This is a genomic window from Rhizobium cauense (assembly GCF_019511525.1).
Classification (GTDB): domain Bacteria; phylum Pseudomonadota; class Alphaproteobacteria; order Rhizobiales; family Rhizobiaceae; genus Rhizobium; species Rhizobium cauense.
On record NZ_JAEUAT010000002.1, the window covers coordinates 311,413 to 333,304 of the forward strand.

Sequence of the window (21,892 nt, forward strand, 5' to 3'; positions counted from 1 at the left end):
ATGGCTGGCAAGCGCACCAAGAAGATCAACGAAGGTGTTGATCCCACAAAGCTCTACGCTCTGAACCTTGCTATCGGCATGGTCAAGGAACGTGCGGTCGCGAAGTTCGATGAAACCATCGAAGTCGCCATGAACCTCGGCGTTGACCCGCGTCACGCTGACCAGATGGTCCGCGGCGTTGTCAACCTGCCGAACGGCACCGGCCGCGACGTTCGCGTTGCTGTCTTTGCTCGTGGCGTCAAGGCTGATGAAGCCAAGGCAGCTGGCGCAGATATCGTCGGTGCTGAAGAGCTCGTTGAAATCGTCCAGGGCGGCAAGATCGATTTCGATCGCTGCATCGCGACTCCGGACATGATGCCGCTCGTCGGTCGCCTCGGTAAGGTTCTCGGCCCGCGTGGCATGATGCCGAACCCGAAGGTTGGTACGGTTACGATGGACGTCGCTGGTGCCGTCAAGGCATCCAAGGGCGGCGCTGTCGAGTTCCGCGTCGAAAAGGCTGGTATCGTTCACGCTGGCGTTGGTAAGGCATCCTTCGATGCTAAGGCTCTGGAAGAGAACATCCGTGCCTTCGCTGATGCCGTCATCAAGGCGAAGCCGGCAGGTGCGAAGGGCAACTACGTCAAGCGCGTAGCAATCTCTTCGACCATGGGTCCGGGCGTCAAGATCGACCCGTCGTCCGTTACGGCTCCGGCCGCTTAATGAATTTGCCGGGCCTCGGCCCGGCTAAAAGAATTCCGGCCTCGAAAGGGGCCGGAGTATTCCGGAGAAATCCGGAATCCTGTCCGAGATTGCAGGTGGTTTTCCCTTAATCACTTGGCCTGCATGAGACGGGTAAGACCCGAATTGCATGAAGTACTGCTTCTAGGAATTTGGTTCGAGCCTTGGATGCCTTGTGCCTTCGGCCTTTCTTTGGCGCGAAGCGCGAGGGGACAGGATCCTCAAGCGTCGCTTGGGATCTCTTTTGATCCCAGGAGGCAAAAGGCAACCCGGTAGGCCCCGTAAAAAGGTCCTGCCAACTGGAGATAGGCAGTGGAAAGAGCGGAAAAACGCGAATTCGTCACGGAACTGAACGAAGTCTTCAAGGCTTCGGGCTCGGTTGTCGTGGCCCACTATGCTGGTGCTACAGTCGCGCAGATGAACGACTTCCGTTCCAAGATGCGCGCAGCTGGCGGTACCGTCAAAGTCGCGAAGAACCGCCTGGCCAAAATCGCCCTTCAGGGTACGGAAGCGGAAGGGATCTCTGGTCTCTTCACCGGTCAGACGCTCATTGCATACAGCAATGACCCGATCACCGCTCCGAAAGTCGTCGTGGATTTCGCCAAGACCAACGATAAGATCGTTGTTTTGGGCGGCGCCATGGGAACAACGACGCTCAACGCTGATGCAGTCAAGTCGCTTGCGACCCTGCCTTCGTTGGACGAACTGCGCGCGAAGCTGCTGGGCATGATCCAGACGCCGGCTACCCGCATCGCAGGCGTTGTTGCAGCACCGGCAAGCCAGCTTGCTCGCGTGTTCTCGGCTTACGCCAAGAAGGACGAAGCCGCATAAGGCGGTTTTTTGCTGTTTATAAAACACCGGTTCGAACCGAACAAAAGGAACTGATAACATGGCTGATCTCGCAAAGATCGTTGAAGACCTCTCCTCGCTGACCGTTCTGGAAGCTGCAGAACTGTCCAAGCTTCTCGAAGAAAAGTGGGGCGTTTCCGCTGCTGCTCCGGTAGCTGTTGCTGCTGTTGCTGGCGGTGCAGGCGCTGCTGCTGCTGCTGAAGAAGAAAAGACCGAGTTCGACGTCATCCTCACGGATGCCGGCGCTAACAAGATCAACGTCATCAAGGAAGTTCGTGGCATCACCGGCCTCGGCCTCAAGGAAGCCAAGGACCTCGTCGAAGGCGCTCCGAAGGCTGTCAAGGAAGCCGTTTCCAAGGCTGAAGCTGCTGACATCAAGAAGAAGCTTGAAGACGCCGGCGCTAAGGTCGACGTTAAGTAATCTTGAACTACATCTGGGAGGTGGGGTTTCCCGCCTCCCATTTGTCGTTTCGTTGAACGAATTACCCAAAAGCCACGTGAAAAGGGCTTTTGGGTAATGGGTTCTTCAAGAGGATGGTCTCGAACCGAGACGCGAAGGCAATCCGGCCTCGCATTTCGGGAAGTGAGACGAGATTGAACTACTCATTGATTGACGGGGTCGACTGGCCATCGGTTCCCGTCCGTTGCAGGCCCGGATGCAATTTTGAAGGAGCGACGATGGCTCAGACCCTTTCGTTCAATGGTCGTAGGCGCGTACGCAAGTTTTTCGGTAAGATCCCAGAAGTCGCAGAAATGCCGAACCTCATCGAGGTTCAGAAGGCATCGTATGATCAATTCCTGATGGTTGAAGAGCCCAAGGGCGGTCGCCCTGACGAGGGCCTTCAGGCAGTTTTCAAGTCCGTTTTCCCGATCACGGATTTCTCCGGCGCTTCGATGCTGGAATTCGTGTCCTACGAGTTCGAGCCGCCGAAGTTCGACGTCGATGAATGCCGCCAGCGCGACCTGACCTACGCCGCGCCGCTGAAGGTGACGCTTCGTCTGATCGTGTTCGATATCGATGAGGATACGGGCGCGAAGTCCATCAAGGACATCAAGGAACAGTCGGTTTACATGGGCGACATGCCGCTCATGACCAACAACGGTACGTTCATCGTGAACGGCACCGAGCGCGTTATCGTGTCTCAGATGCACCGTTCGCCGGGCGTGTTCTTCGACCACGACAAGGGCAAGAGCCACTCTTCCGGCAAGCTGCTTTTCGCTGCCCGCGTGATCCCGTATCGCGGTTCCTGGCTCGACATCGAGTTCGACGCCAAGGACATCGTCTATGCCCGTATCGACCGTCGCCGCAAGATCCCCGTGACCTCGCTGCTGATGGCGCTTGGCATGGACGGCGAAGAAATCCTGTCGACCTTCTACACGAAGTCCGACTACCAGCGCGATGGCGATGGCTGGCGTATTCCGTTCAAGCCCGAGACCCTCAAGGGTGCCAAGGCAATCACCGAGATGGTTGACGCCGACACCGGCGAAGTCGTTGTCGAAGCCGGCAAGAAGCTGACGCCGCGTCTGCTCCGCCAGCTTGCTGACAAGGGCCTCAAGGCTCTGAAGGCAACCGACGAGGACCTGTACGGCAATTATCTTGCTGAAGACATCGTCAACTACTCGACGGGTGAAATCTACCTCGAGGCCGGCGACGAGATCGACGAAAAGACCCTCCCTGTTATCCTGCAGAACGGTTTCGACGAGATCCCGGTTCTCGGCATCGACCATATCAACGTCGGCGCCTATATCCGCAACACGCTGACCGCAGACAAGAACGAGAACCGTCAGGACGCTCTGTTCGACATCTACCGTGTCATGCGTCCGGGCGAACCGCCGACGATGGACTCGGCTGAAGCCATGTTCAACTCGCTGTTCTTCGATGCGGAGCGCTACGACCTCTCTGCCGTTGGCCGCGTCAAGATGAACATGCGCCTTGACCTCGACGTTGAAGACACCGTCCGCATCCTGCGCAAGGACGACATCCTGGCCGTGGTCAAGATGCTGGTCGAACTGCGCGACGGCAAGGGCGAAATCGACGACATCGACAACCTCGGCAACCGTCGTGTTCGCTCTGTCGGCGAATTGATGGAAAACCAGTACCGTCTCGGCCTGCTCCGCATGGAGCGTGCGATCAAGGAACGTATGTCCTCGATCGAAATCGACACGGTCATGCCGCAGGACCTGATCAACGCCAAGCCGGCCGCTGCTGCCGTTCGCGAATTCTTCGGCTCCTCGCAGCTGTCGCAGTTCATGGACCAGGTGAACCCGCTTTCGGAAATCACCCACAAGCGCCGTCTTTCGGCTCTAGGCCCGGGTGGTCTGACTCGCGAGCGCGCAGGCTTTGAAGTCCGCGACGTTCATCCGACCCACTACGGCCGCATTTGCCCGATCGAAACGCCTGAGGGACCGAACATCGGTCTGATCAACAGCCTCGCGACCTTCGCGCGCGTCAACAAGTACGGCTTCATTGAATCGCCGTACCGCCGTATCGTTGACGGCAAGGTGACGAACGACGTTCTTTACCTCTCCGCCATGGAAGAGGCGAAGTACTACGTCGCTCAGGCGAACGCCGAGCTTGGCTCCGACGGCTCCTTCACCGACGAATTCGTCGTTTGCCGTCATGCCGGCGAAGTTATGCTCGCTCCGCGCGACAGCATGAACCTGATGGACGTTTCGCCGAAGCAGGTCGTTTCGGTTGCTGCCGCTCTCATCCCGTTCCTGGAAAACGACGACGCCAACCGCGCTCTCATGGGCTCGAACATGCAGCGTCAGGCCGTGCCGCTGCTGCGTGCTGAAGCTCCGTTCGTTGGCACCGGCATGGAGCCGGTCGTTGCTCGCGACTCCGGTGCTGCTATCGGCGCTCGCCGTGGCGGTGTGGTCGACCAGGTCGACGCGACGCGTATCGTTATCCGTGCGACGGAAGACCTCGAAGCTGGCAAGTCCGGCGTCGATATCTACCGCCTGCAGAAGTTCCAGCGTTCGAACCAGAACACCTGCGTCAACCAGCGTCCGCTGGTCACCGTCGGTGACGTTGTCAACCGCGGCGACATCCTCGCCGACGGCCCTTCGACGGACCTGGGCGATCTCGCTCTTGGCCGCAACGCGCTCGTCGCGTTCATGCCGTGGAACGGCTACAACTACGAAGACTCGATCCTGCTCTCCGAGCGTATCGTTGCCGACGACGTGTTCACCTCCATCCACATCGAAGAGTTCGAAGTGATGGCCCGTGACACCAAGCTTGGTCCGGAAGAAATCACGCGCGACATTCCGAACGTTTCGGAAGAGGCGCTGAAGAACCTCGACGAAGCCGGCATCGTCTACATCGGCGCCGAAGTCGCTCCTGGCGACATCCTCGTTGGCAAGATCACGCCGAAGGGCGAGAGCCCCATGACGCCGGAAGAAAAGCTCCTGCGCGCCATCTTCGGTGAAAAGGCTTCCGACGTTCGCGATACGTCCATGCGTATGCCGCCCGGCACCTACGGCACGATCGTCGAAGTGCGCGTCTTCAATCGCCACGGCGTTGAGAAGGACGAGCGCGCGATGGCCATCGAGCGCGAAGAGATCGAGCGTCTTGCGAAGGACCGTGACGACGAACAGGCGATCCTCGACCGTAACGTCTACGGCCGTCTGGTCGACATGCTGCGCGGCCAGGTCGCGATTGCCGGCCCGAAGGGCTTCAAGAAGGGCACGGAACTGGCGAACAACGTCGTTTCCGAATATCCCCGCTCGCAGTGGTGGATGTTTGCCGTCGAAGACGAAAAGGTCCAGGGCGAACTCGAAGCTCTGCGTGGCCAGTACGACGAATCCAAGTCGCGCCTTGAGCAGCGCTTCATGGATAAGGTCGAGAAGGTCCAGCGCGGCGACGAAATGCCTCCGGGCGTCATGAAGATGGTCAAGGTCTTCGTTGCTGTTAAGCGCAAGATCCAGCCAGGCGACAAGATGGCCGGCCGTCACGGCAACAAGGGTGTTGTCTCGCGTATCGTTCCGGTCGAAGACATGCCGTTCCTGGAAGATGGCACGCACGTCGACGTCGTTCTGAACCCGCTGGGCGTGCCTTCGCGCATGAACGTTGGTCAGATCCTCGAGACGCACCTCGGCTGGGCTTGCGCCGGCATGGGCCGTCAGATCGGCGATATGCTGGAAGCCTACAAGGCGAGCGGCAACATCGAGCCTCTGCGCAAGACGATCGGCGACGTTGTCGGTGACGGTCCGAAGGCCGAACAGGTCAAGGATTTCGACGATGACTCGGTCCTGCGTCTGGCTGACCAGTGGAAGCGTGGTGTTTCGATTGCAACGCCGGTCTTCGACGGTGCGCATGAGGGTGACGTCAACGAGATGCTGGCTCTGGCTGGTCTCAAGGAAAGCGGTCAGTCGACGCTGTACGACGGCCGTACCGGCGAGCAGTTCGACCGTCAGGTCACGGTTGGCTACATCTACATGCTGAAGCTGAACCACCTGGTCGACGACAAGATCCACGCCCGTTCGATCGGTCCTTACTCGCTCGTTACCCAGCAGCCGCTGGGCGGCAAGGCGCAGTTCGGCGGTCAGCGCTTCGGCGAAATGGAAGTCTGGGCTCTGGAAGCATACGGTGCAGCCTACACGCTGCAGGAAATGCTTACGGTCAAGTCGGACGACGTCGCCGGCCGCACCAAGGTCTACGAAGCCATCGTCCGTGGCGACGATACGTTCGAAGCCGGTATTCCCGAAAGCTTCAACGTTCTCGTCAAGGAAATGCGCTCGCTGGGTCTCTCCGTCGAACTCGAGAATTCGAAGGTCGAGGAGCAGCAGGCCAGCCAGTTGCCGGACGCTGCCGAGTAACCCCTGATAGGGTGTGCGCTGTCATGCAGCGCACACCGTTCCCGCTCTGGCCCCGTATGTGTCGGCCGGGCAGGGACGATTTCGCCGCATTCTGCGGTTATTGTCGTTTTGAGCGTTGGCGCGGCTCCCGGGATTTGCCGCTGTCCATGCAAGATAAGGGCGCATCCGCCCATGAAGGAGACAGGCATGAACCAAGAGGTCATGAATCTTTTCAATCCGCAGGTGCCTGCACAGAACTTCGATTCCATCCGGATTTCGATTGCTTCTCCGGAGAAGATTCTTTCCTGGTCCTACGGTGAGATCAAGAAGCCGGAGACCATCAACTACCGTACGTTCAAGCCGGAACGCGACGGTCTCTTCTGCGCGCGCATCTTCGGGCCGATCAAGGACTACGAGTGCCTGTGCGGCAAGTACAAGCGCATGAAGTACAAGGGCATCATCTGCGAAAAGTGCGGCGTTGAAGTCACGCTGTCGCGCGTTCGTCGTGAGCGTATGGGCCATATCGAGCTCGCTGCTCCCGTTGCCCACATTTGGTTCCTGAAGTCGCTGCCTTCACGCATCTCGACGCTGCTCGACATGACGCTGAAGGATGTCGAGCGCGTTCTCTACTTCGAAAACTACATCGTCACCGAGCCGGGCCTCACGGCTCTCAAGGAGCACCAGCTCCTCTCGGAAGAAGAGTACATGCTCGCCGTCGACGAGTACGGCGAAGACCAGTTCACCGCCATGATCGGTGCTGAAGCCATCTACGAGATGCTGGCCTCGATGAACCTCGAGAAGATCGCTGGCGATCTGCGCTCCGAGCTTGCCGACACGACGTCGGACCTCAAGCAGAAGAAGCTGATGAAGCGCCTGAAGATCGTCGAGAACTTCATGGAATCAGGCAACCGTCCGGAATGGATGATCATGAAGGTCGTTCCGGTCATCCCGCCGGACCTGCGCCCGCTGGTTCCGCTCGATGGCGGCCGTTTCGCGACGTCTGACCTGAACGATCTCTATCGCCGCGTCATCAACCGTAACAACCGTCTGAAGCGCCTGATCGAACTGCGCGCTCCTGGTATCATCATCCGCAACGAAAAGCGCATGCTGCAGGAATCTGTGGACGCGCTGTTCGACAACGGCCGTCGTGGCCGCGTCATCACCGGCGCCAACAAGCGTCCGCTGAAGTCGCTGTCCGACATGCTCAAGGGCAAGCAGGGCCGCTTCCGCCAGAACCTGCTCGGCAAGCGCGTCGACTATTCCGGCCGTTCGGTCATCGTGACCGGTCCGGAACTGAAGCTGCACCAGTGCGGTCTTCCGAAGAAGATGGCGCTCGAGCTCTTCAAGCCGTTCATCTACGCCCGCCTCGACGCCAAGGGTTACTCCTCGACCGTCAAGCAGGCCAAGAAGCTGGTGGAAAAGGAAAAGCCTGAGGTTTGGGATATCCTCGACGAGGTCATCCGCGAGCATCCGGTTCTCCTGAACCGCGCACCGACGCTGCACCGCCTGGGCATCCAGGCCTTCGAACCTACCCTGGTTGAAGGCAAGGCCATCCAGCTGCACCCGCTCGTCTGCACGGCCTTTAACGCCGACTTCGACGGTGACCAGATGGCCGTTCACGTGCCGCTGTCGCTCGAAGCCCAGCTCGAAGCCCGCGTCCTGATGATGTCGACGAACAACATCCTGCACCCTGCAAACGGTGCACCGATCATCGTTCCGTCGCAGGACATGGTTCTCGGCCTGTACTACCTCGCGATCATGAACCAGAACGAGCCGGGCGAAGGCATGGCCTTCTCCGACCTCGGCGAACTGCACCATGCGCTCGAGACCAAGGTCGTGACGCTGCACACGAAGATCCGCGGCCGCTTCAAGTCGATCGGCGAGGACGGCAAGCCGTACTCGAAGATCTACGAAACGACTCCGGGCCGCCTGCTCATCGGCGAACTCCTGCCGAAGAACGGCAAGGTGACCTTCGACGTCTGCAACCAGGAAATGACCAAGAAGAACATCTCCAAGATGATCGATACGGTCTACCGTCATTGCGGCCAGAAGGACACGGTCATTTTCTGCGACCGCATCATGCAGCTTGGCTTTGCCCATGCCTGCCGCGCTGGCATCTCGTTCGGTAAGGACGACATGGTCATCCCGGAAACCAAGGCGAAGATCGTTGGCGACACCGAAAACCTGGTCAAGGAATACGAGCAGCAGTACAACGACGGCCTGATCACTCAGGGCGAGAAGTACAACAAGGTCGTTGACGCCTGGGGCAAGGCCACCGAGAAGGTCGCCGAGGACATGATGGCCCGCATTAAGGCCGTCGAGTTCGACCCGAACACCGGTCGTCAGAAGCCGATGAACGCGATCTACATGATGTCGCACTCGGGTGCCCGTGGTTCTCCGAACCAGATGCGCCAGCTGGGCGGCATGCGCGGCCTCATGGCCAAGCCGTCGGGCGAAATCATCGAAACGCCGATCACGTCGAACTTCAAGGAAGGTCTGACCGTCAACGAGTACTTCAACTCGACCCACGGTGCCCGTAAGGGTCTCGCAGACACGGCTCTGAAGACGGCTAACTCCGGTTACCTGACCCGTCGTCTCGTCGACGTCGCGCAGGACTGCATCGTCAACCTCGTGGATTGCGGCACCGACAAGGGCCTCACCATGACCGCCATCGTCGATGCCGGTCAGGTCGTTGCCTCGCTCGGCGCACGTATTCTCGGCCGTACGGCTCTTGATGATATCGATCATCCGGTCACCGGCGAGCGTCTCGTCGACGCTGGCAAGATGATCCTTGAGCCCGATGTCATTGAGATCGAAAAGGCTGGCATCCAGTCGATCCGCATTCGTTCGGCTCTGACCTGCGAAGTTCAGACCGGCGTTTGCTCGGTCTGCTATGGCCGCGATCTTGCACGCGGTACGCCTGTTAACATGGGCGAAGCAGTCGGCGTTATCGCAGCTCAGTCAATCGGCGAGCCGGGCACGCAGCTCACCATGCGTACGTTCCACCTTGGTGGTACGGCAAACGTGGTCGACCAGTCGTTCCTGGAAGCCTCGTACGAAGGTACGATCCAGATCAAGAACCGCAACGTTCTGCGCAACTCGGAGAACGTTCTCGTTGCCATGGGCCGCAACATGACCGTCCAGATCCTGGACGAGCGTGGTGTCGAGCGCTCCTCGCAGCGCGTTGCCTACGGTTCGAAGCTGCACGTCGACGAAGGCGACAAGGTCAAGCGCGGTCAGCGTCTGGCAGAGTGGGACCCCTACACCCGTCCGATGATGACGGAAGTGGCCGGTACCGTTCAGTTCGAAGACGTCATCGACGGTCTCTCGGTTCTCGAAGCGACCGACGAATCCACGGGCATCACCAAGCGTCAGGTTATCGACTGGCGTTCGACCCCACGCGGTTCGGACCTCAAGCCGGCGATCGTTATCCTCGATGCCAGCGGCAACGTCGTTAAGCTGCCACGCGGCGCAGATGCACGCTTCCAGCTGTCGGTCGACGCGATCCTGTCGGTCGAGCCTGGTCAGAAGGTTTCCCAGGGTGACGTGCTTGCACGTTCGCCGCTGGAAAGCGCCAAGACCAAGGACATCACCGGTGGTCTGCCGCGTGTTGCCGAACTGTTCGAAGCTCGTCGTCCGAAGGACCACGCCATCATCGCTGAGATCGATGGTACGATCCGCCTCGGCCGCGACTACAAGAACAAGCGTCGCGTCATTATCGAGCCGGCGGAAGACGGTGTCGAGCCTGTCGAATACCTGATCCCGAAGGGCAAGCCCTTCCACCTTCAGGAAGGCGACTACATCGAAAAGGGTGACTACATCCTCGACGGTAACCCGGCTCCGCACGACATCCTGGCGATCAAGGGCGTCGAAGCACTCGCTTCGTACCTGGTCAACGAAATCCAGGAAGTCTACCGCTTGCAGGGCGTTGTCATCAACGACAAGCACATCGAAGTGATTGTTCGTCAGATGCTGCAGAAGGTGGAAATCACCGATGCTGGCGACTCGACCTATATCGTCGGCGACAACGTCGACCGTATCGAGCTCGAAGACGTCAACGATGCGCTGATCGAACAGGGCAAGAAGCCTGCCTACGGCGATCCGGTTCTGCTCGGTATCACCAAGGCGTCGCTGCAGACTCCGTCGTTCATCTCGGCTGCTTCGTTCCAGGAAACCACAAAGGTTCTCACGGAAGCCGCGATCGCCGGCAAGACCGACGGCCTGCAGGGTCTGAAGGAAAACGTCATCGTCGGTCGCCTGATCCCGGCGGGTACCGGTGGCACGATGACCCAGATCCGCCGTATTGCTACGTCGCGCGACGAGATGATCCTCGAAGAGCGCCGCAAGGGTACGGGCGCCGATGTCGCTACGCCAATGCTGCAGGATCTCGCGGGCGAAAGCGCACCGGCTGCCGAATAATCGGCAGCTTGGTTGCAAGAATTGAAAAACCGCCCGGAGCGATCCGGGCGGTTTTTATTTGAGCACACTTTTGCCAAGGTGAACAAGAGGGCTTAGCGGAGCAGCGGTAACCCGTGCTCCATGCCATAACCGAGCCGCTTGCAGGCGTCGTCAAAGCCGAGCCAGAAGAAGCGGAACAGGATTGGACCTCCGCCGTCGAAGGGCGTCATCTCCCGATGCAGCCATGTGTCCGGCTGGTCACCTCCAAGCGGAATGTGAAAATAGTGTCGCCGATGGTGGACCTCGGCCCCGTCTTTGGAAAAGCGATAATCTTGGACGGCAAGCGCGGCAAGGGGAGTTGCAGGCTGGATCCCGGTCTCTTCCGAGAACTCCGGAAGTGCTGCGGCAGCGATATCTTCCCCGATCTCCACCGTGCCGCCCGGAACCTGCAGCTCGACCTCCGGAAAGTCGGGCTCATCGAAAACCAGTAGCCGGTCGCGCCAGGTGGCATAGATCAGCACCTTGAGCGCATCCGGCGTCATCGGGCCTCAGCTGAAGCGAATGATCGCGACTTCGCCGTCGACGGCGCCCTGATAGGCAGAAGCGTGTGGCTCCTCTTCCGGCACCTCGGTCAGCATGCCGATCTGGTCGAGGTCCGCCTCGATAAAACCTTCTTCGGCCAGCGCGTTGAGGGCTTCGCGTACCGCGCTGTCGTCATCGGCTGCCTTGAGCATGATGTGGAGGTCGACGCCGTCGCTGTCGTCGGACTCATAGCCCTTGCCGATGATGATGAAGACCATTGGGCCTTCGGAATTGTTGTCGTTGTCGGGGGAGGTGATCATCGGATGTCCTTCGATTCGAGATTTGAATCTGTTTTTATGCGCTTAGCGTCTGCAATCAGTGATTCCATAGCGGCTTTTGTTGCAATGCCCAAGTTTATCTTGTCGGCGGGCGGTGAATTCGCCTAGAAGGCCCAAAAGAGCGCGTAAGGCCCCGGTTTCAAGGCGTTTCGCCGAAGTTTATTTCTTAACGGCCTTGACGAGACGACGGGAAACCAGTAGTACCCGCGCCATCCGGACCCATGTGAGGCATGGCCATTCGGGGCGACGCGCCCCGGAGATCACCTCAAACAAGGTTCGAAACGCACGTTGAAGATATGATGCCTGCACGCATGACGCATGTCTTTTGCGTCCTCTGCTCTCAGTGGTCCATCTGCGAAAGCGGATCGGGCCACGTTTTGCGCATTGAGACAAGCGTGTGGTCCTGCCGGAGACGGCGCGAGTTACGCCCGCAAGGGATTGAGATATAAACGTAAGGGATGGTTGAATGCCTACCGTAAACCAGCTTATCCGCAAGCCGCGTCAGGCGAACGTAAAGCGTAATAAGGTTCCTGCGCTGCAGGAAAACCCACAGAAGCGCGGCGTTTGCACCCGCGTCTACACGACGACCCCGAAGAAGCCGAACTCGGCTCTCCGTAAGGTTGCCAAGATCCGTCTGACCAATGGCTTCGAAGTCATCGGCTACATCCCCGGTGAAGGTCACAACCTTCAGGAACACTCTGTCGTCATGATCCGTGGCGGCCGCGTTAAGGACCTTCCGGGTGTTCGCTACCACATCATCCGCGGCGTTCTCGATACCCAGGGTGTCAAGAACCGCAAGCAGCGCCGTTCGAAGTACGGTGCGAAGCGTCCGAAGTAATTCGGTTTTGAAATTCCCGGCGCTGCGCGAGGTCCTCCGCGTGGTAGGGCGCCTTTAACAATTGAAGAGACGAGAAGTATGTCTAGACGTCACAGAGCAGAAAAGCGCGAGATCAACCCGGATCCGAAGTTCGGCGATCTGGTTGTTACCAAGTTCATGAATGCAATCATGCTTGACGGCAAGAAGTCCGTCGCTGAAAGCATTGTCTACGGCGCATTTGACTCCGTACAGGGCAAGTCCAAGCAGGAGCCGCTCGGCGTGTTCCATCAGGCGCTGGACAACGTTGCTCCGCACGTTGAAGTCCGTTCGCGCCGTGTTGGTGGTGCAACCTATCAGGTTCCGGTTGACGTTCGTCCGGAGCGCCGTCAGGCCCTGGCCATCCGCTGGCTGATCGCTGCTGCGCGCAAGCGCAACGAAACGACCATGATCGACCGACTGTCGGGCGAGCTTCTCGATGCATCCAACAACCGTGGTTCCGCGGTCAAGAAGCGCGAAGACACGCACAAGATGGCTGACGCCAACCGTGCGTTCTCGCATTATCGCTGGTAATCCCGAACGGGTTCGAAAGGCAGTCCACAATGGCTCGCGAATATAAAATCGAAGACTACCGAAATTTCGGTATCATGGCGCACATCGACGCCGGCAAGACGACGACAACTGAGCGTATCCTTTACTACACCGGCAAGTCGCACAAGATCGGCGAAGTGCACGATGGCGCGGCCACGATGGACTGGATGGAGCAGGAGCAGGAGCGTGGCATCACGATCACCTCCGCTGCAACCACGACCTTCTGGAAGGGCCGTGACGGCAAGACCCGCCGCTTCAACATCATCGACACCCCCGGCCACGTCGACTTCACGATCGAAGTCGAGCGTTCGCTGCGCGTTCTCGACGGTGCTATTGCTCTTCTCGATGCCAACGCAGGCGTAGAGCCGCAGACGGAAACCGTCTGGCGTCAGGCTGAGAAGTACAACGTTCCGCGCATGATCTTCTGCAACAAGATGGACAAGACCGGCGCGGACTTCTACCGCTCGGTTGAGATGATCAAGACCCGTCTCGGCGCAACGGCTGTTGTCATGCAGCTGCCGATCGGCGCAGAAACCGAGTTCAAGGGCGTTGTCGACCTGATCGAGATGAACGCTCTCGTCTGGCGCGATGAATCGCTCGGCGCCCAGTGGGACGTCGTCGAAATCCCGGAAGACCTGAAGGCCAAGGCTGAAGAATATCGCGAAAAGCTGATCGAGACCGTTGTCGAGATCGACGAAGCCGCGATGGAAGCCTACCTCGAAGGTACCATGCCCGACAACGATCAGATCCGCGCGCTCGTCCGTCGCGGCACGATCGACGTCAAGTTCCACCCGATGTTCTGCGGCACCGCCTTCAAGAACAAGGGCGTTCAGCCGCTCCTCGACGCGGTTGTCGACTACCTGCCGTCGCCGCTCGACATTCCGGCGATCAAGGGTATCGACTTCAAGACCGAAGCCGAAATCGAGCGTCATGCTGACGATGCCGAGCCGCTTTCCATGCTCGCATTCAAGATCATGAACGACCCCTTCGTCGGTTCGCTGACCTTCGCACGCATCTACTCGGGCAAGCTCGAAAAGGGCTCGTCGGTTCTGAACACGGTCAAGGACAAGCGCGAGCGCGTCGGGCGTATGCTGCAGATGCACTCGAACTCACGTGAAGACATCGAAGAAGCCTTCGCAGGCGACATCGTTGCTCTCGCCGGCCTCAAAGAAACCACCACGGGTGACACGCTCTGCGATCCGCTGAAGCCTGTTATTCTCGAGCGCATGGAATTCCCCGAGCCGGTCATCCAGATCGCGATCGAGCCGAAGTCCAAGGGCGACCAGGAAAAGATGGGCCTCGCGCTCAACCGCCTGGCTGCTGAAGATCCGTCCTTCCGCGTGAAGACCGACCAGGAATCCGGCCAGACGATCATCGCCGGCATGGGCGAACTTCACCTCGACATCATCGTTGACCGTATGCGTCGCGAGTTCAAGGTTGAAGCCAACGTCGGTGCTCCGCAGGTTGCTTACCGCGAAACCATCACGCGCCAGCACGAAGAAGACTACACGCACAAGAAGCAGTCCGGTGGTACCGGTCAGTTCGCGCGCGTCAAGATCGTCTTCGAACCGAACCCGGAAGGCGAAGACTTCAAGTTCGAATCCAAGATCGTCGGTGGTGCTGTTCCGAAGGAATACATCCCGGGCGTTCAGAAGGGTATCGAAAGCGTTCTGTCCTCCGGTCCGCTGGCTGGCTTCCCGATGCTCGGCGTCAAGGCGACGCTCATCGACGGTGCCTTCCACGACGTCGACTCGTCGGTTCTGGCGTTCGAAATCGCCTCGCGTGCTTGCTTCCGTGAAGCAGCCAAGAAGGCCGGTGCGCAGCTCCTCGAGCCGATGATGAAGGTCGAAGTTGTAACGCCTGAGGACTACGTCGGCGACGTTATCGGCGACCTGAACTCTCGCCGTGGCCAGATCCAGGGCCAGGAGAGCCGTGGTATCGCCGTCGTCATCGCCGCCAACGTTCCGCTGGCGAACATGTTCAAGTACGTCGATAACCTGCGCTCCATGTCGCAGGGCCGTGCTCAGTACACGATGACCTTCGATCACTACGCGCCGGTCCCGTCGAACGTCGCAACGGAAATCCAGGCAAAGTATTCCGGTCAGAAGTGACCGGAATACCAATTGACCGATAACAAGAATTAGATCCCTCACGGGACCTTAAAAGAGTGGAGAGCCAACATGGCAAAGAGTAAGTTTGAGCGCAACAAGCCGCACGTTAACATCGGCACGATCGGCCACGTTGACCACGGCAAGACGTCTCTGACGGCAGCGATCACGAAGTACTTCGGCGAGTTCAAGGCGTACGACCAGATCGACGCTGCGCCGGAAGAAAAGGCACGCGGCATCACCATCTCGACGGCGCACGTCGAGTACGAGACCCCGAACCGTCACTATGCCCACGTTGACTGCCCCGGCCACGCCGACTACGTCAAGAACATGATCACCGGTGCCGCACAGATGGACGGCGCGATCCTGGTTTGCTCGGCAGCTGACGGCCCGATGCCGCAGACCCGCGAGCACATCCTGCTCGCTCGCCAGGTTGGCGTTCCGGCGATCGTCGTGTTCCTCAACAAGGTCGACCAGGTTGACGACGCCGAGCTTCTCGAACTCGTCGAGCTCGAAGTTCGCGAACTTCTGTCGTCCTACGACTTCCCGGGCGACGACATTCCGGTCATCAAGGGCTCGGCTCTTGCTGCTCTGGAAGACTCGGACAAGAAGATCGGCGAAGACGCGATCCGCGAGCTGATGGCCGCTGTTGACGCCTACATCCCGACGCCTGAGCGTCCGATCGACCAGCCGTTCCTGATGCCGATCGAAGACGTGTTCTCGATCTCGGGCCGTGGTACGGTTGTGACCGGCCGCGTCGAGCGTGGTATCGTCAAGGTTGGCGAAGAAGTCGAAATCGTCGGCATCCGCCCGACCTCGAAGACGACGGTTACCGGCGTTGAAATGTTCCGCAAGCTGCTCGACCAGGGCCAGGCTGGCGACAACATCGGCGCACTGGTTCGCGGTGTTAACCGTGACGGCGTCGAGCGTGGTCAGATCCTGTGCAAGCCGGGCTCTGTCAAGCCGCACAAGAAGTTCAAGGCCGAAGCCTACATCCTGACGAAGGAAGAAGGCGGCCGTCATACGCCGTTCTTCACGAACTACCGTCCGCAGTTCTACTTCCGCACGACGGACGTTACGGGCATCGTCACCCTGCCGGAAGGCACGGAAATGGTTATGCCTGGCGACAACGTCACGGTTGACGTCGAGCTGATCGTTCCGATCGCGATGGAAGAAAAGCTGCGCTTCGCTATCCGCGAAGGCGGCCGTACCGTCGGCGCAGGCATCGTCGCCTCGATCGTCGAGTAAGCTTCGCAACGGCCGCCTCGAGAGGGGTGGCCGCTTCGATGACAATATTATGAAGCAAGTGGCTTTGGCCGCTTGCTTATTACAAGAAAATGTTGCACATGGCGCGCGAGCGCTGTTTGCGCCCTGTTTCGTTTATCGAAGCGGGTGACTACAACAAACAATAAGGTGGGCCGGAAGGCCTGAAGACTGGATAGGGGCTCGGTTACCCGCAGCCTCCATCGATCTTTGAAACCGGTGGTCCGCCTTAGGAATAAGAACAACCCGTGCCTGCCCCAAAGGCGCGCGGGATAACAAACACAAGGATAACGTCGAATGAACGGCCAAAATATCCGCATTCGCCTGAAGGCGTTCGATCACCGGATTCTCGATGCTTCTACGCGCGAGATCGTGTCGACGGCGAAGCGCACCGGTGCTAGCGTCCGGGGCCCCGTTCCGCTTCCGACTCGCATCGAGAAGTTTACGGTCAACCGGTCCCCACACATCGACAAAAAGAGCCGCGAGCAGTTCGAGATGCGCACGCATAAGCGCCTCCTCGACATCGTAGACCCGACCCCGCAGACGGTAGACGCGCTGATGAAGCTCGATCTCGCCGCCGGTGTCGATGTTGAGATCAAGCTCTGAGCCCTGCTCGAGCGGATTTGGAAGGATTGAACCGATGCGTTCAGGTGTGATTGCACAGAAGGTGGGCATGACCCGCGTCTACAACGACGCTGGCGAGCATGTCCCGGTAACGGTATTGCGTTTGGATGGCTGCCAGGTTGTAGCCCAGCGCACCGTTGAAAAGAACGGCTATGTCGCGGTCCAGCTCGGTGCTGGCACGGCGAAGGTCAAGAATACTTCGAAGGCGTTGCGCGGCAGCTTTGCTGTTGCAAACGTTGAGCCGAAGGCCAAGCTCCAAGAATTCCGCGTCACGGAAGACAACCTCCTCGACGTTGGTACTGAGCTCAAGGCAGGTCACTTCGCTGCTGGTCAGCTCGTCGATGTGACGGGTACGACGATCGGTAAGGGCTTTGCCGGTGTCATGAAGCGTCACAACTTCAGCGGCGGTCGTGCCACTCACGGTAACTCGGTTTCGCACCGCTCGCACGGTTCGACCGGTCAGCGCCAGGACCCGGGCAGGGTTTTCAAGAACAAGAAGATGGCTGGTCACATGGGCCAGACGCGCGTAACGACTCAGAACCTTGAAGTGGTTTCGACCGACGAAGATCGCGGTCTGATCCTGATCAAGGGTGCAGTACCCGGTTCCAAGGGTGCCTGGATCATCGTGCGCGATGCCGTCAAGTCGGCAGCGAAGTAAGGGAGCCGGACCAATGGAATTCAACGTCAAGACCCTCGAGGGAAAAGACGCAGGGAAGGTTTCTCTTTCTGACGCGATTTTCGGCCTCGAGCCCCGCGAAGACATTCTTGCCCGCGTCATCCGCTGGCAGCTTGCCAAGAAGCAGCAGGGCACGCACCAGGCAAAGGGCCGCGCGGACGTTTCGCGCACCGGTGCCAAGATGTACAAGCAGAAGGGTACGGGCCGCGCTCGTCACCATTCGGCTCGTGCTCCGCAGTTCCGCGGCGGTGGTAAGGCTCACGGCCCGGTTGCTCGCAGCCATGAACACGACCTTCCCAAGAAGGTTCGCGCTCTCGGCCTGCGTCACGCCCTCTCGGCCAAGCTGAAGTCCGACGATGTCATCATCATCGACAGCCTGGTCGCTGCAGAAGCAAAGACCAAGGCACTGGCATCGGTTTTCGAGACGCTCGGCCTGACCAATGCGCTCTTCATCGGTGGCGCTGAACTTGATGGCAACTTCAAGCTCGCAGCTCAGAACATCCCGAACATCGATGTTCTGCCGATCCAGGGCATCAACGTTTACGACATCGTGCGCCGCGGCAAGCTCGTGCTTTCCAAGGCTGCCGTCGAAGCTCTAGAGGAGCGTTTCAAGTGACCGACCTTCGCCACTATGATGTGATCGTCTCGCCGGCGATCACCGAAAAGTCCACGCTGGTATCGGAAAACAACCAGGTTGTTTTCAACGTCGCCAAGAAGGCGTCGAAGCCGGAAATCAAGGCTGCAGTCGAGGCGCTGTTCGGCGTCAAGGTCACGGCCGTCAACACGCTGCTCCGCAAGGGCAAGACCAAGCGTTTTAAGGGTTTTGTCGGCAAGCAGCAGGACGTGAAGAAGGCTGTCGTAACGCTGGCTGAAGGCCAGACGATCGACGTCTCCACCGGTCTCTGAGGAATAAAACAATGGCATTGAAAACATTCAATCCTACGACCCCGAGCCAGCGTCAGCTGGTCATCGTCGACCGTTCTGGCCTCTACAAGGGCAAGCCGGTCAAGGCGCTGACGGAAGGTCTGACCAAGAGCGGCGGTCGTAACAACCTCGGCCGTATCACTGCCCGCTTCATCGGCGGCGGTCACAAGCGTACCTATCGTCTGGTCGACTTCAAGCGTCGCAAGTTCGACGTTGAAGGCACGGTCGAGCGTATCGAATACGATCCGAACCGCACCGCGTTCATCGCGCTCGTATCCTACGCCGACGGCGAACAGGCCTACATCCTCGCTCCGCAGCGCCTTGCTGCCGGCGACAAGGTCATCTCCTCGGAGAAGGCTGTCGACGTGAAGCCCGGCAACACCATGCCGCTGCAATACATCCCGGTCGGCTCCATCATCCACAACGTGGAAATGAAGCCGGGCAAGGGTGGTCAGATCGCACGTTCGGCTGGCGGTTACGCACAGCTCGTCGGTCGCGACCAGGGTATGGCGATCCTTCGCCTGAACTCTGGCGAACAGCGCCTCGTGCACGGCACCTGCCTTGCTTCGATCGGTGCGGTTTCGAACCCGGATCACGCCAACATCAACGACGGCAAGGCCGGTCGTACGGTTTGGCGCGGCAAGCGTCCGCATAACCGCGGTGTTGTCATGAACCCTGTTGACCATCCGCACGGCGGTGGTGAAGGCCGTACCTCTGGTGGTCGTCACCCGGTTACTCCGTGGGGCAAGCCGACCAAGGGCAAGCGCACGCGGTCGAACAAGTCGACCGACAAGATGATCATGCGCTCGCGTCATCAGCGTAAGAAGTAAGAGAGGAAGTCTCCAATGGCTCGTTCAGTTTGGAAAGGTCCGTTCGTTGACGGCTATCTTCTCACGAAGGCTGAGAAGGTACGCGAAGGCGGACGTGCAGAAGTAATCAAGACGTGGAGCCGTCGCTCCACGATCCTGCCGCAGTTTGTCGGACTGACGTTCGGCGTCTACAACGGCAGCAAGCATGTTCCGGTCAGCGTCAATGAAGACATGGTCGGTCACAAGTTCGGTGAATTCTCTCCGACCCGGACCTACTACGGTCACGGCGCGGACAAGAAGGCAAAGAGGAAGTAACAATGGGCAAGGCAAAAGCCGAACGCCGGCTGAAGGACAACGAGGCACAAGCAGTCGCCCGTACGCTCCGCGTCAGCCCACAGAAGCTCAACCTGGTTGCTGCGGTTATCCGCGGCAAGAAGGTTGATCGTGCACTCGCTGAGCTGGAATTCTCCCGCAAGCGTATCGCAGGCGCCGTCAAGAAGACGCTCGAGTCTGCGATCGCAAACGCCGAGAACAACCACGATCTCGACGTAGACTCGCTCGTCGTGGCAGAAGCCTATGTTGGCAAGTCGATCGTCATGAAGCGTTTCCACGCTCGTGGCCGTGGCCGTGCATCTCGCATCGAGAAGCCGTTCGCGCACCTCACGATCGTTGTCCGCGAAGTGCAGGCACAAGAGGAGGCCGCATAATGGGTCAGAAAATTAATCCAATCGGTTTCCGTCTTGGCATCAACCGTACCTGGGATAGCCGCTGGTTCGCGGACAATGCCGAGTACGGCCAGCTGCTGCACGAAGACCTGAAGATGCGCAAGTTCGTCATGAGCGAACTGAAGCAGGCCGGTATCGCCAAGGTGGTTATCGAGCGTCCGCACAAGAAGTGCCGCGTTACGATCCACTCGGCTCGTCCGGGCCTGATCATCGGCAAGAAGGGCGCAGACATCGACAAGCTCCGCAAGAAGCTGTCGGAGATGACGAATTCCGAAACGCACCTCAACATCGTTGAAGTTCGCAAGCCGGAAGTCGACGCTACGCTCGTCGCACAGTCGATTGCTCAGCAGCTCGAGCGTCGTGTTGCTTTCCGTCGCGCCATGAAGCGTGCCGTTCAGTCTGCAATGCGTCTTGGCGCGGAAGGCATCAAGATCACCTGCGCAGGCCGTCTCGGCGGTGCTGAAATCGCTCGTACGGAATGGTACCGCGAAGGTCGCGTTCCGCTGCACACGCTGCGCGCTGACATCGACTACGGCACGGCTGAAGCGGAAACCGCTTTCGGCATCTGCGGCATCAAGGTTTGGATCTTCAAGGGCGAAATCCTTGAGCACGATCCGATGGCCTCCGAGCGCCGCGCACTCGAGGGTGACGCTCAGGGTCCGGCAAGCCGTGATCGCGATCGTCGCCGCGACAACGCTTAATAGCGTTGGTGGCAGATAAGTTCGGAGAATAAGAAAATGTTGCAGCCAAAGCGTACCAAGTACCGCAAGCAATTTAAGGGCCGCATCAAGGGCGTCGCCAAGGGTGGTTCTGACCTGGCCTTCGGCGAATTCGGCCTTAAGGCTCAGGAGCCGAACCGCGTGAATGCACGCGAGATCGAAGCGGCACGCCGCGCGATCACGCGTTACATGAAGCGCGCCGGCCGTGTGTGGATCCGCGTGTTCCCGGATGTTCCGGTGACCGCAAAGCCGACCGAAGTCCGTATGGGTAAGGGCAAGGGCTCTGTCGAATACTGGGCATGCAAGGTCAAGCCAGGCCGTATGATGTTCGAAATCGACGGCGTCAGCGAAGAAATCGCTCGCGAAGCGCTTCGCCTCGGCTCTGCCAAGCTCTCGGTCAAGACGCGCTTCGTTCAGCGCATTGCAGAGTAAGGAGCAAGGCAGATGAAAGCCGAAGAAGTACGCGGCCTCACGGCCGATCAGCTCAAGGACAAGCTCGCCGACCTGAAGAAGGAGCAGTTCAACCTGCGCTTCCAGAAGGCAACCGGTCAGCTGGAAAAGTCCTCGCGCATCAACGAAGTCCGCAAGGACATCGCCCGCGTGAAAACCATTGCCCGCCAGAAGGCGGCAGAAGCAAAGGCGTAAAGGAAAACATCATGCCGAAGCGCATTCTGCAGGGCGTTGTCGTTGGCGACAAGAACGAGAAGACTGTCGTAGTTCGCGTTGAGCGTCGTTTCGCTCACCCGCTGCTCCAGAAGACCGTTCGTCGTTCCAAGAAGTACAAGGCCCACGACGAAAACAATCAGTACAAGATCGGCGATACCGTATCCATCGAGGAATGCGCGCCGATCTCGAAGGACAAGCGCTGGACGGTCGTTGCCGCCCAGGCAAAGTAAGAATTTCTCGCGAGGCCTTGCGTCTCGCGAAAATTTCTGTATGAAGCAGCGTCAGAACGCTCGTTCGTCGGGCGTTCTTTTGCTTTGAGCGCACGGAAGGTCCCCTTGGGGAAACCACCCTG

22 protein-coding genes are annotated in these 21,892 nt (G+C 59.1%); 20 read left to right on the forward strand and 2 right to left on the reverse strand.

Features of this window, described 5'->3' with window-relative positions; genetic code table 11:
* From rplA to rpoC, 5 genes are all read left to right on the forward strand, one after another.
* Positions 1-699: a 50S ribosomal protein L1 gene (rplA, locus tag JNB88_RS04680; RefSeq protein WP_037138711.1), complete on the forward strand. Its 699-nt coding sequence runs from the start codon at positions 1-3 to the stop codon at positions 697-699.
* A 330-nt stretch (positions 700-1,029) separates the two neighbouring features.
* Entirely contained in the window at positions 1,030-1,548 is a 519-nt protein-coding gene (gene rplJ / locus JNB88_RS04685) for a 50S ribosomal protein L10 (protein ID WP_016553543.1), read from the forward strand.
* Positions 1,549-1,606: 58 nt separating this feature from the next.
* Positions 1,607-1,987: a 50S ribosomal protein L7/L12 gene (rplL, locus tag JNB88_RS04690; RefSeq protein WP_037138717.1), complete on the forward strand. Its 381-nt coding sequence runs from the start codon at positions 1,607-1,609 to the stop codon at positions 1,985-1,987.
* Between the two features lie 257 nt (positions 1,988-2,244).
* A complete protein-coding gene (rpoB, locus tag JNB88_RS04695) occupies positions 2,245-6,384 on the forward strand; it encodes a DNA-directed RNA polymerase subunit beta (protein ID WP_220354477.1) in 4,140 nt (1,379 codons plus the stop codon).
* Between the two features lie 186 nt (positions 6,385-6,570).
* Entirely contained in the window at positions 6,571-10,782 is a 4,212-nt protein-coding gene (gene rpoC, locus JNB88_RS04700) for a DNA-directed RNA polymerase subunit beta' (protein WP_037138724.1), read from the forward strand.
* A 92-nt stretch (positions 10,783-10,874) separates the two neighbouring features.
* On the opposite strand, the gene JNB88_RS04705 is transcribed toward rpoC, so the two are convergent.
* Both JNB88_RS04705 and JNB88_RS04710 read right to left on the reverse strand, forming a co-directional pair.
* Complete coding sequence (locus JNB88_RS04705) at positions 10,875-11,303, reverse strand: NUDIX hydrolase (protein ID WP_220354478.1); 429 nt, start codon at positions 11,301-11,303, stop codon at positions 10,875-10,877.
* A 6-nt stretch (positions 11,304-11,309) separates the two neighbouring features.
* Positions 11,310-11,603, reverse strand: a complete 294-nt coding sequence (locus JNB88_RS04710; protein WP_037138728.1) for a hypothetical protein — start codon at positions 11,601-11,603, stop codon at positions 11,310-11,312.
* Positions 11,604-12,087: 484 nt separating this feature from the next.
* On the opposite strand from JNB88_RS04710, the gene rpsL reads away from it, so the two are divergent.
* The 15 genes from rpsL (at position 12,088) to rpsQ (ending at position 21,770) form a co-directional block, all read left to right on the forward strand.
* A complete protein-coding gene (rpsL, locus tag JNB88_RS04715; protein ID WP_003547537.1) occupies positions 12,088-12,459 on the forward strand; it encodes a 30S ribosomal protein S12 in 372 nt (123 codons plus the stop codon).
* A gap of 78 nt (positions 12,460-12,537) precedes the next feature.
* Positions 12,538-13,008 carry a 30S ribosomal protein S7 gene (rpsG, locus tag JNB88_RS04720; protein ID WP_018860448.1) on the forward strand — a complete coding sequence of 157 codons (471 nt, stop codon included), beginning with the start codon at positions 12,538-12,540 and terminating at the stop codon, positions 13,006-13,008.
* 29 nt (positions 13,009-13,037) lie between these two features.
* Positions 13,038-15,137, forward strand: a complete 2,100-nt coding sequence (gene fusA, locus JNB88_RS04725) for an elongation factor G (RefSeq protein ID WP_220354479.1) — start codon at positions 13,038-13,040, stop codon at positions 15,135-15,137.
* A gap of 69 nt (positions 15,138-15,206) precedes the next feature.
* Positions 15,207-16,382 (forward strand): elongation factor Tu, encoded by a 1,176-nt coding sequence (tuf, locus tag JNB88_RS04730; protein WP_018857113.1) that lies wholly within the window; start codon positions 15,207-15,209, stop codon positions 16,380-16,382.
* A gap of 312 nt (positions 16,383-16,694) precedes the next feature.
* Positions 16,695-17,003 (forward strand): 30S ribosomal protein S10, encoded by a 309-nt coding sequence (rpsJ, locus tag JNB88_RS04735; RefSeq protein ID WP_003547547.1) that lies wholly within the window; start codon positions 16,695-16,697, stop codon positions 17,001-17,003.
* A gap of 34 nt (positions 17,004-17,037) precedes the next feature.
* Positions 17,038-17,679, forward strand: coding sequence for a 50S ribosomal protein L3 (gene rplC / locus JNB88_RS04740; protein ID WP_220354480.1), 642 nt, complete (start codon positions 17,038-17,040; stop codon positions 17,677-17,679).
* Positions 17,680-17,692: 13 nt separating this feature from the next.
* Entirely contained in the window at positions 17,693-18,313 is a 621-nt protein-coding gene (rplD, locus tag JNB88_RS04745; protein WP_220354481.1) for a 50S ribosomal protein L4, read from the forward strand.
* Positions 18,310-18,603, forward strand: coding sequence for a 50S ribosomal protein L23 (locus JNB88_RS04750; protein ID WP_016553551.1), 294 nt, complete (start codon positions 18,310-18,312; stop codon positions 18,601-18,603). Before rplD ends, JNB88_RS04750 begins: the two co-directional genes overlap by 4 nt.
* 11 nt (positions 18,604-18,614) lie before the next feature.
* The gene (rplB, locus tag JNB88_RS04755) at positions 18,615-19,451 is read left to right on the forward strand and encodes a 50S ribosomal protein L2 (RefSeq protein WP_037127206.1); all 837 of its coding nucleotides are present in this window, start codon (positions 18,615-18,617) and stop codon (positions 19,449-19,451) included.
* A gap of 15 nt (positions 19,452-19,466) precedes the next feature.
* Complete coding sequence (rpsS, locus tag JNB88_RS04760; RefSeq protein WP_037127209.1) at positions 19,467-19,745, forward strand: 30S ribosomal protein S19; 279 nt, start codon at positions 19,467-19,469, stop codon at positions 19,743-19,745.
* A gap of 2 nt (positions 19,746-19,747) precedes the next feature.
* Positions 19,748-20,137 carry a 50S ribosomal protein L22 gene (rplV, locus tag JNB88_RS04765; RefSeq protein WP_037127212.1) on the forward strand — a complete coding sequence of 130 codons (390 nt, stop codon included), beginning with the start codon at positions 19,748-19,750 and terminating at the stop codon, positions 20,135-20,137.
* Positions 20,137-20,856: a 30S ribosomal protein S3 gene (rpsC, locus tag JNB88_RS04770; RefSeq protein ID WP_007531669.1), complete on the forward strand. Its 720-nt coding sequence runs from the start codon at positions 20,137-20,139 to the stop codon at positions 20,854-20,856. Before rplV ends, rpsC begins: the two co-directional genes overlap by 1 nt.
* Positions 20,857-20,892: 36 nt before the next feature.
* Positions 20,893-21,306, forward strand: a complete 414-nt coding sequence (gene rplP / locus JNB88_RS04775; RefSeq protein WP_003573792.1) for a 50S ribosomal protein L16 — start codon at positions 20,893-20,895, stop codon at positions 21,304-21,306.
* Between the two features lie 12 nt (positions 21,307-21,318).
* Entirely contained in the window at positions 21,319-21,519 is a 201-nt protein-coding gene (gene rpmC, locus JNB88_RS04780; RefSeq protein WP_007531673.1) for a 50S ribosomal protein L29, read from the forward strand.
* An 11-nt stretch (positions 21,520-21,530) separates the two neighbouring features.
* Entirely contained in the window at positions 21,531-21,770 is a 240-nt protein-coding gene (gene rpsQ / locus JNB88_RS04785) for a 30S ribosomal protein S17 (RefSeq protein ID WP_037127215.1), read from the forward strand.
* The last annotated feature ends 122 nt before the right edge of the window (positions 21,771-21,892 follow it).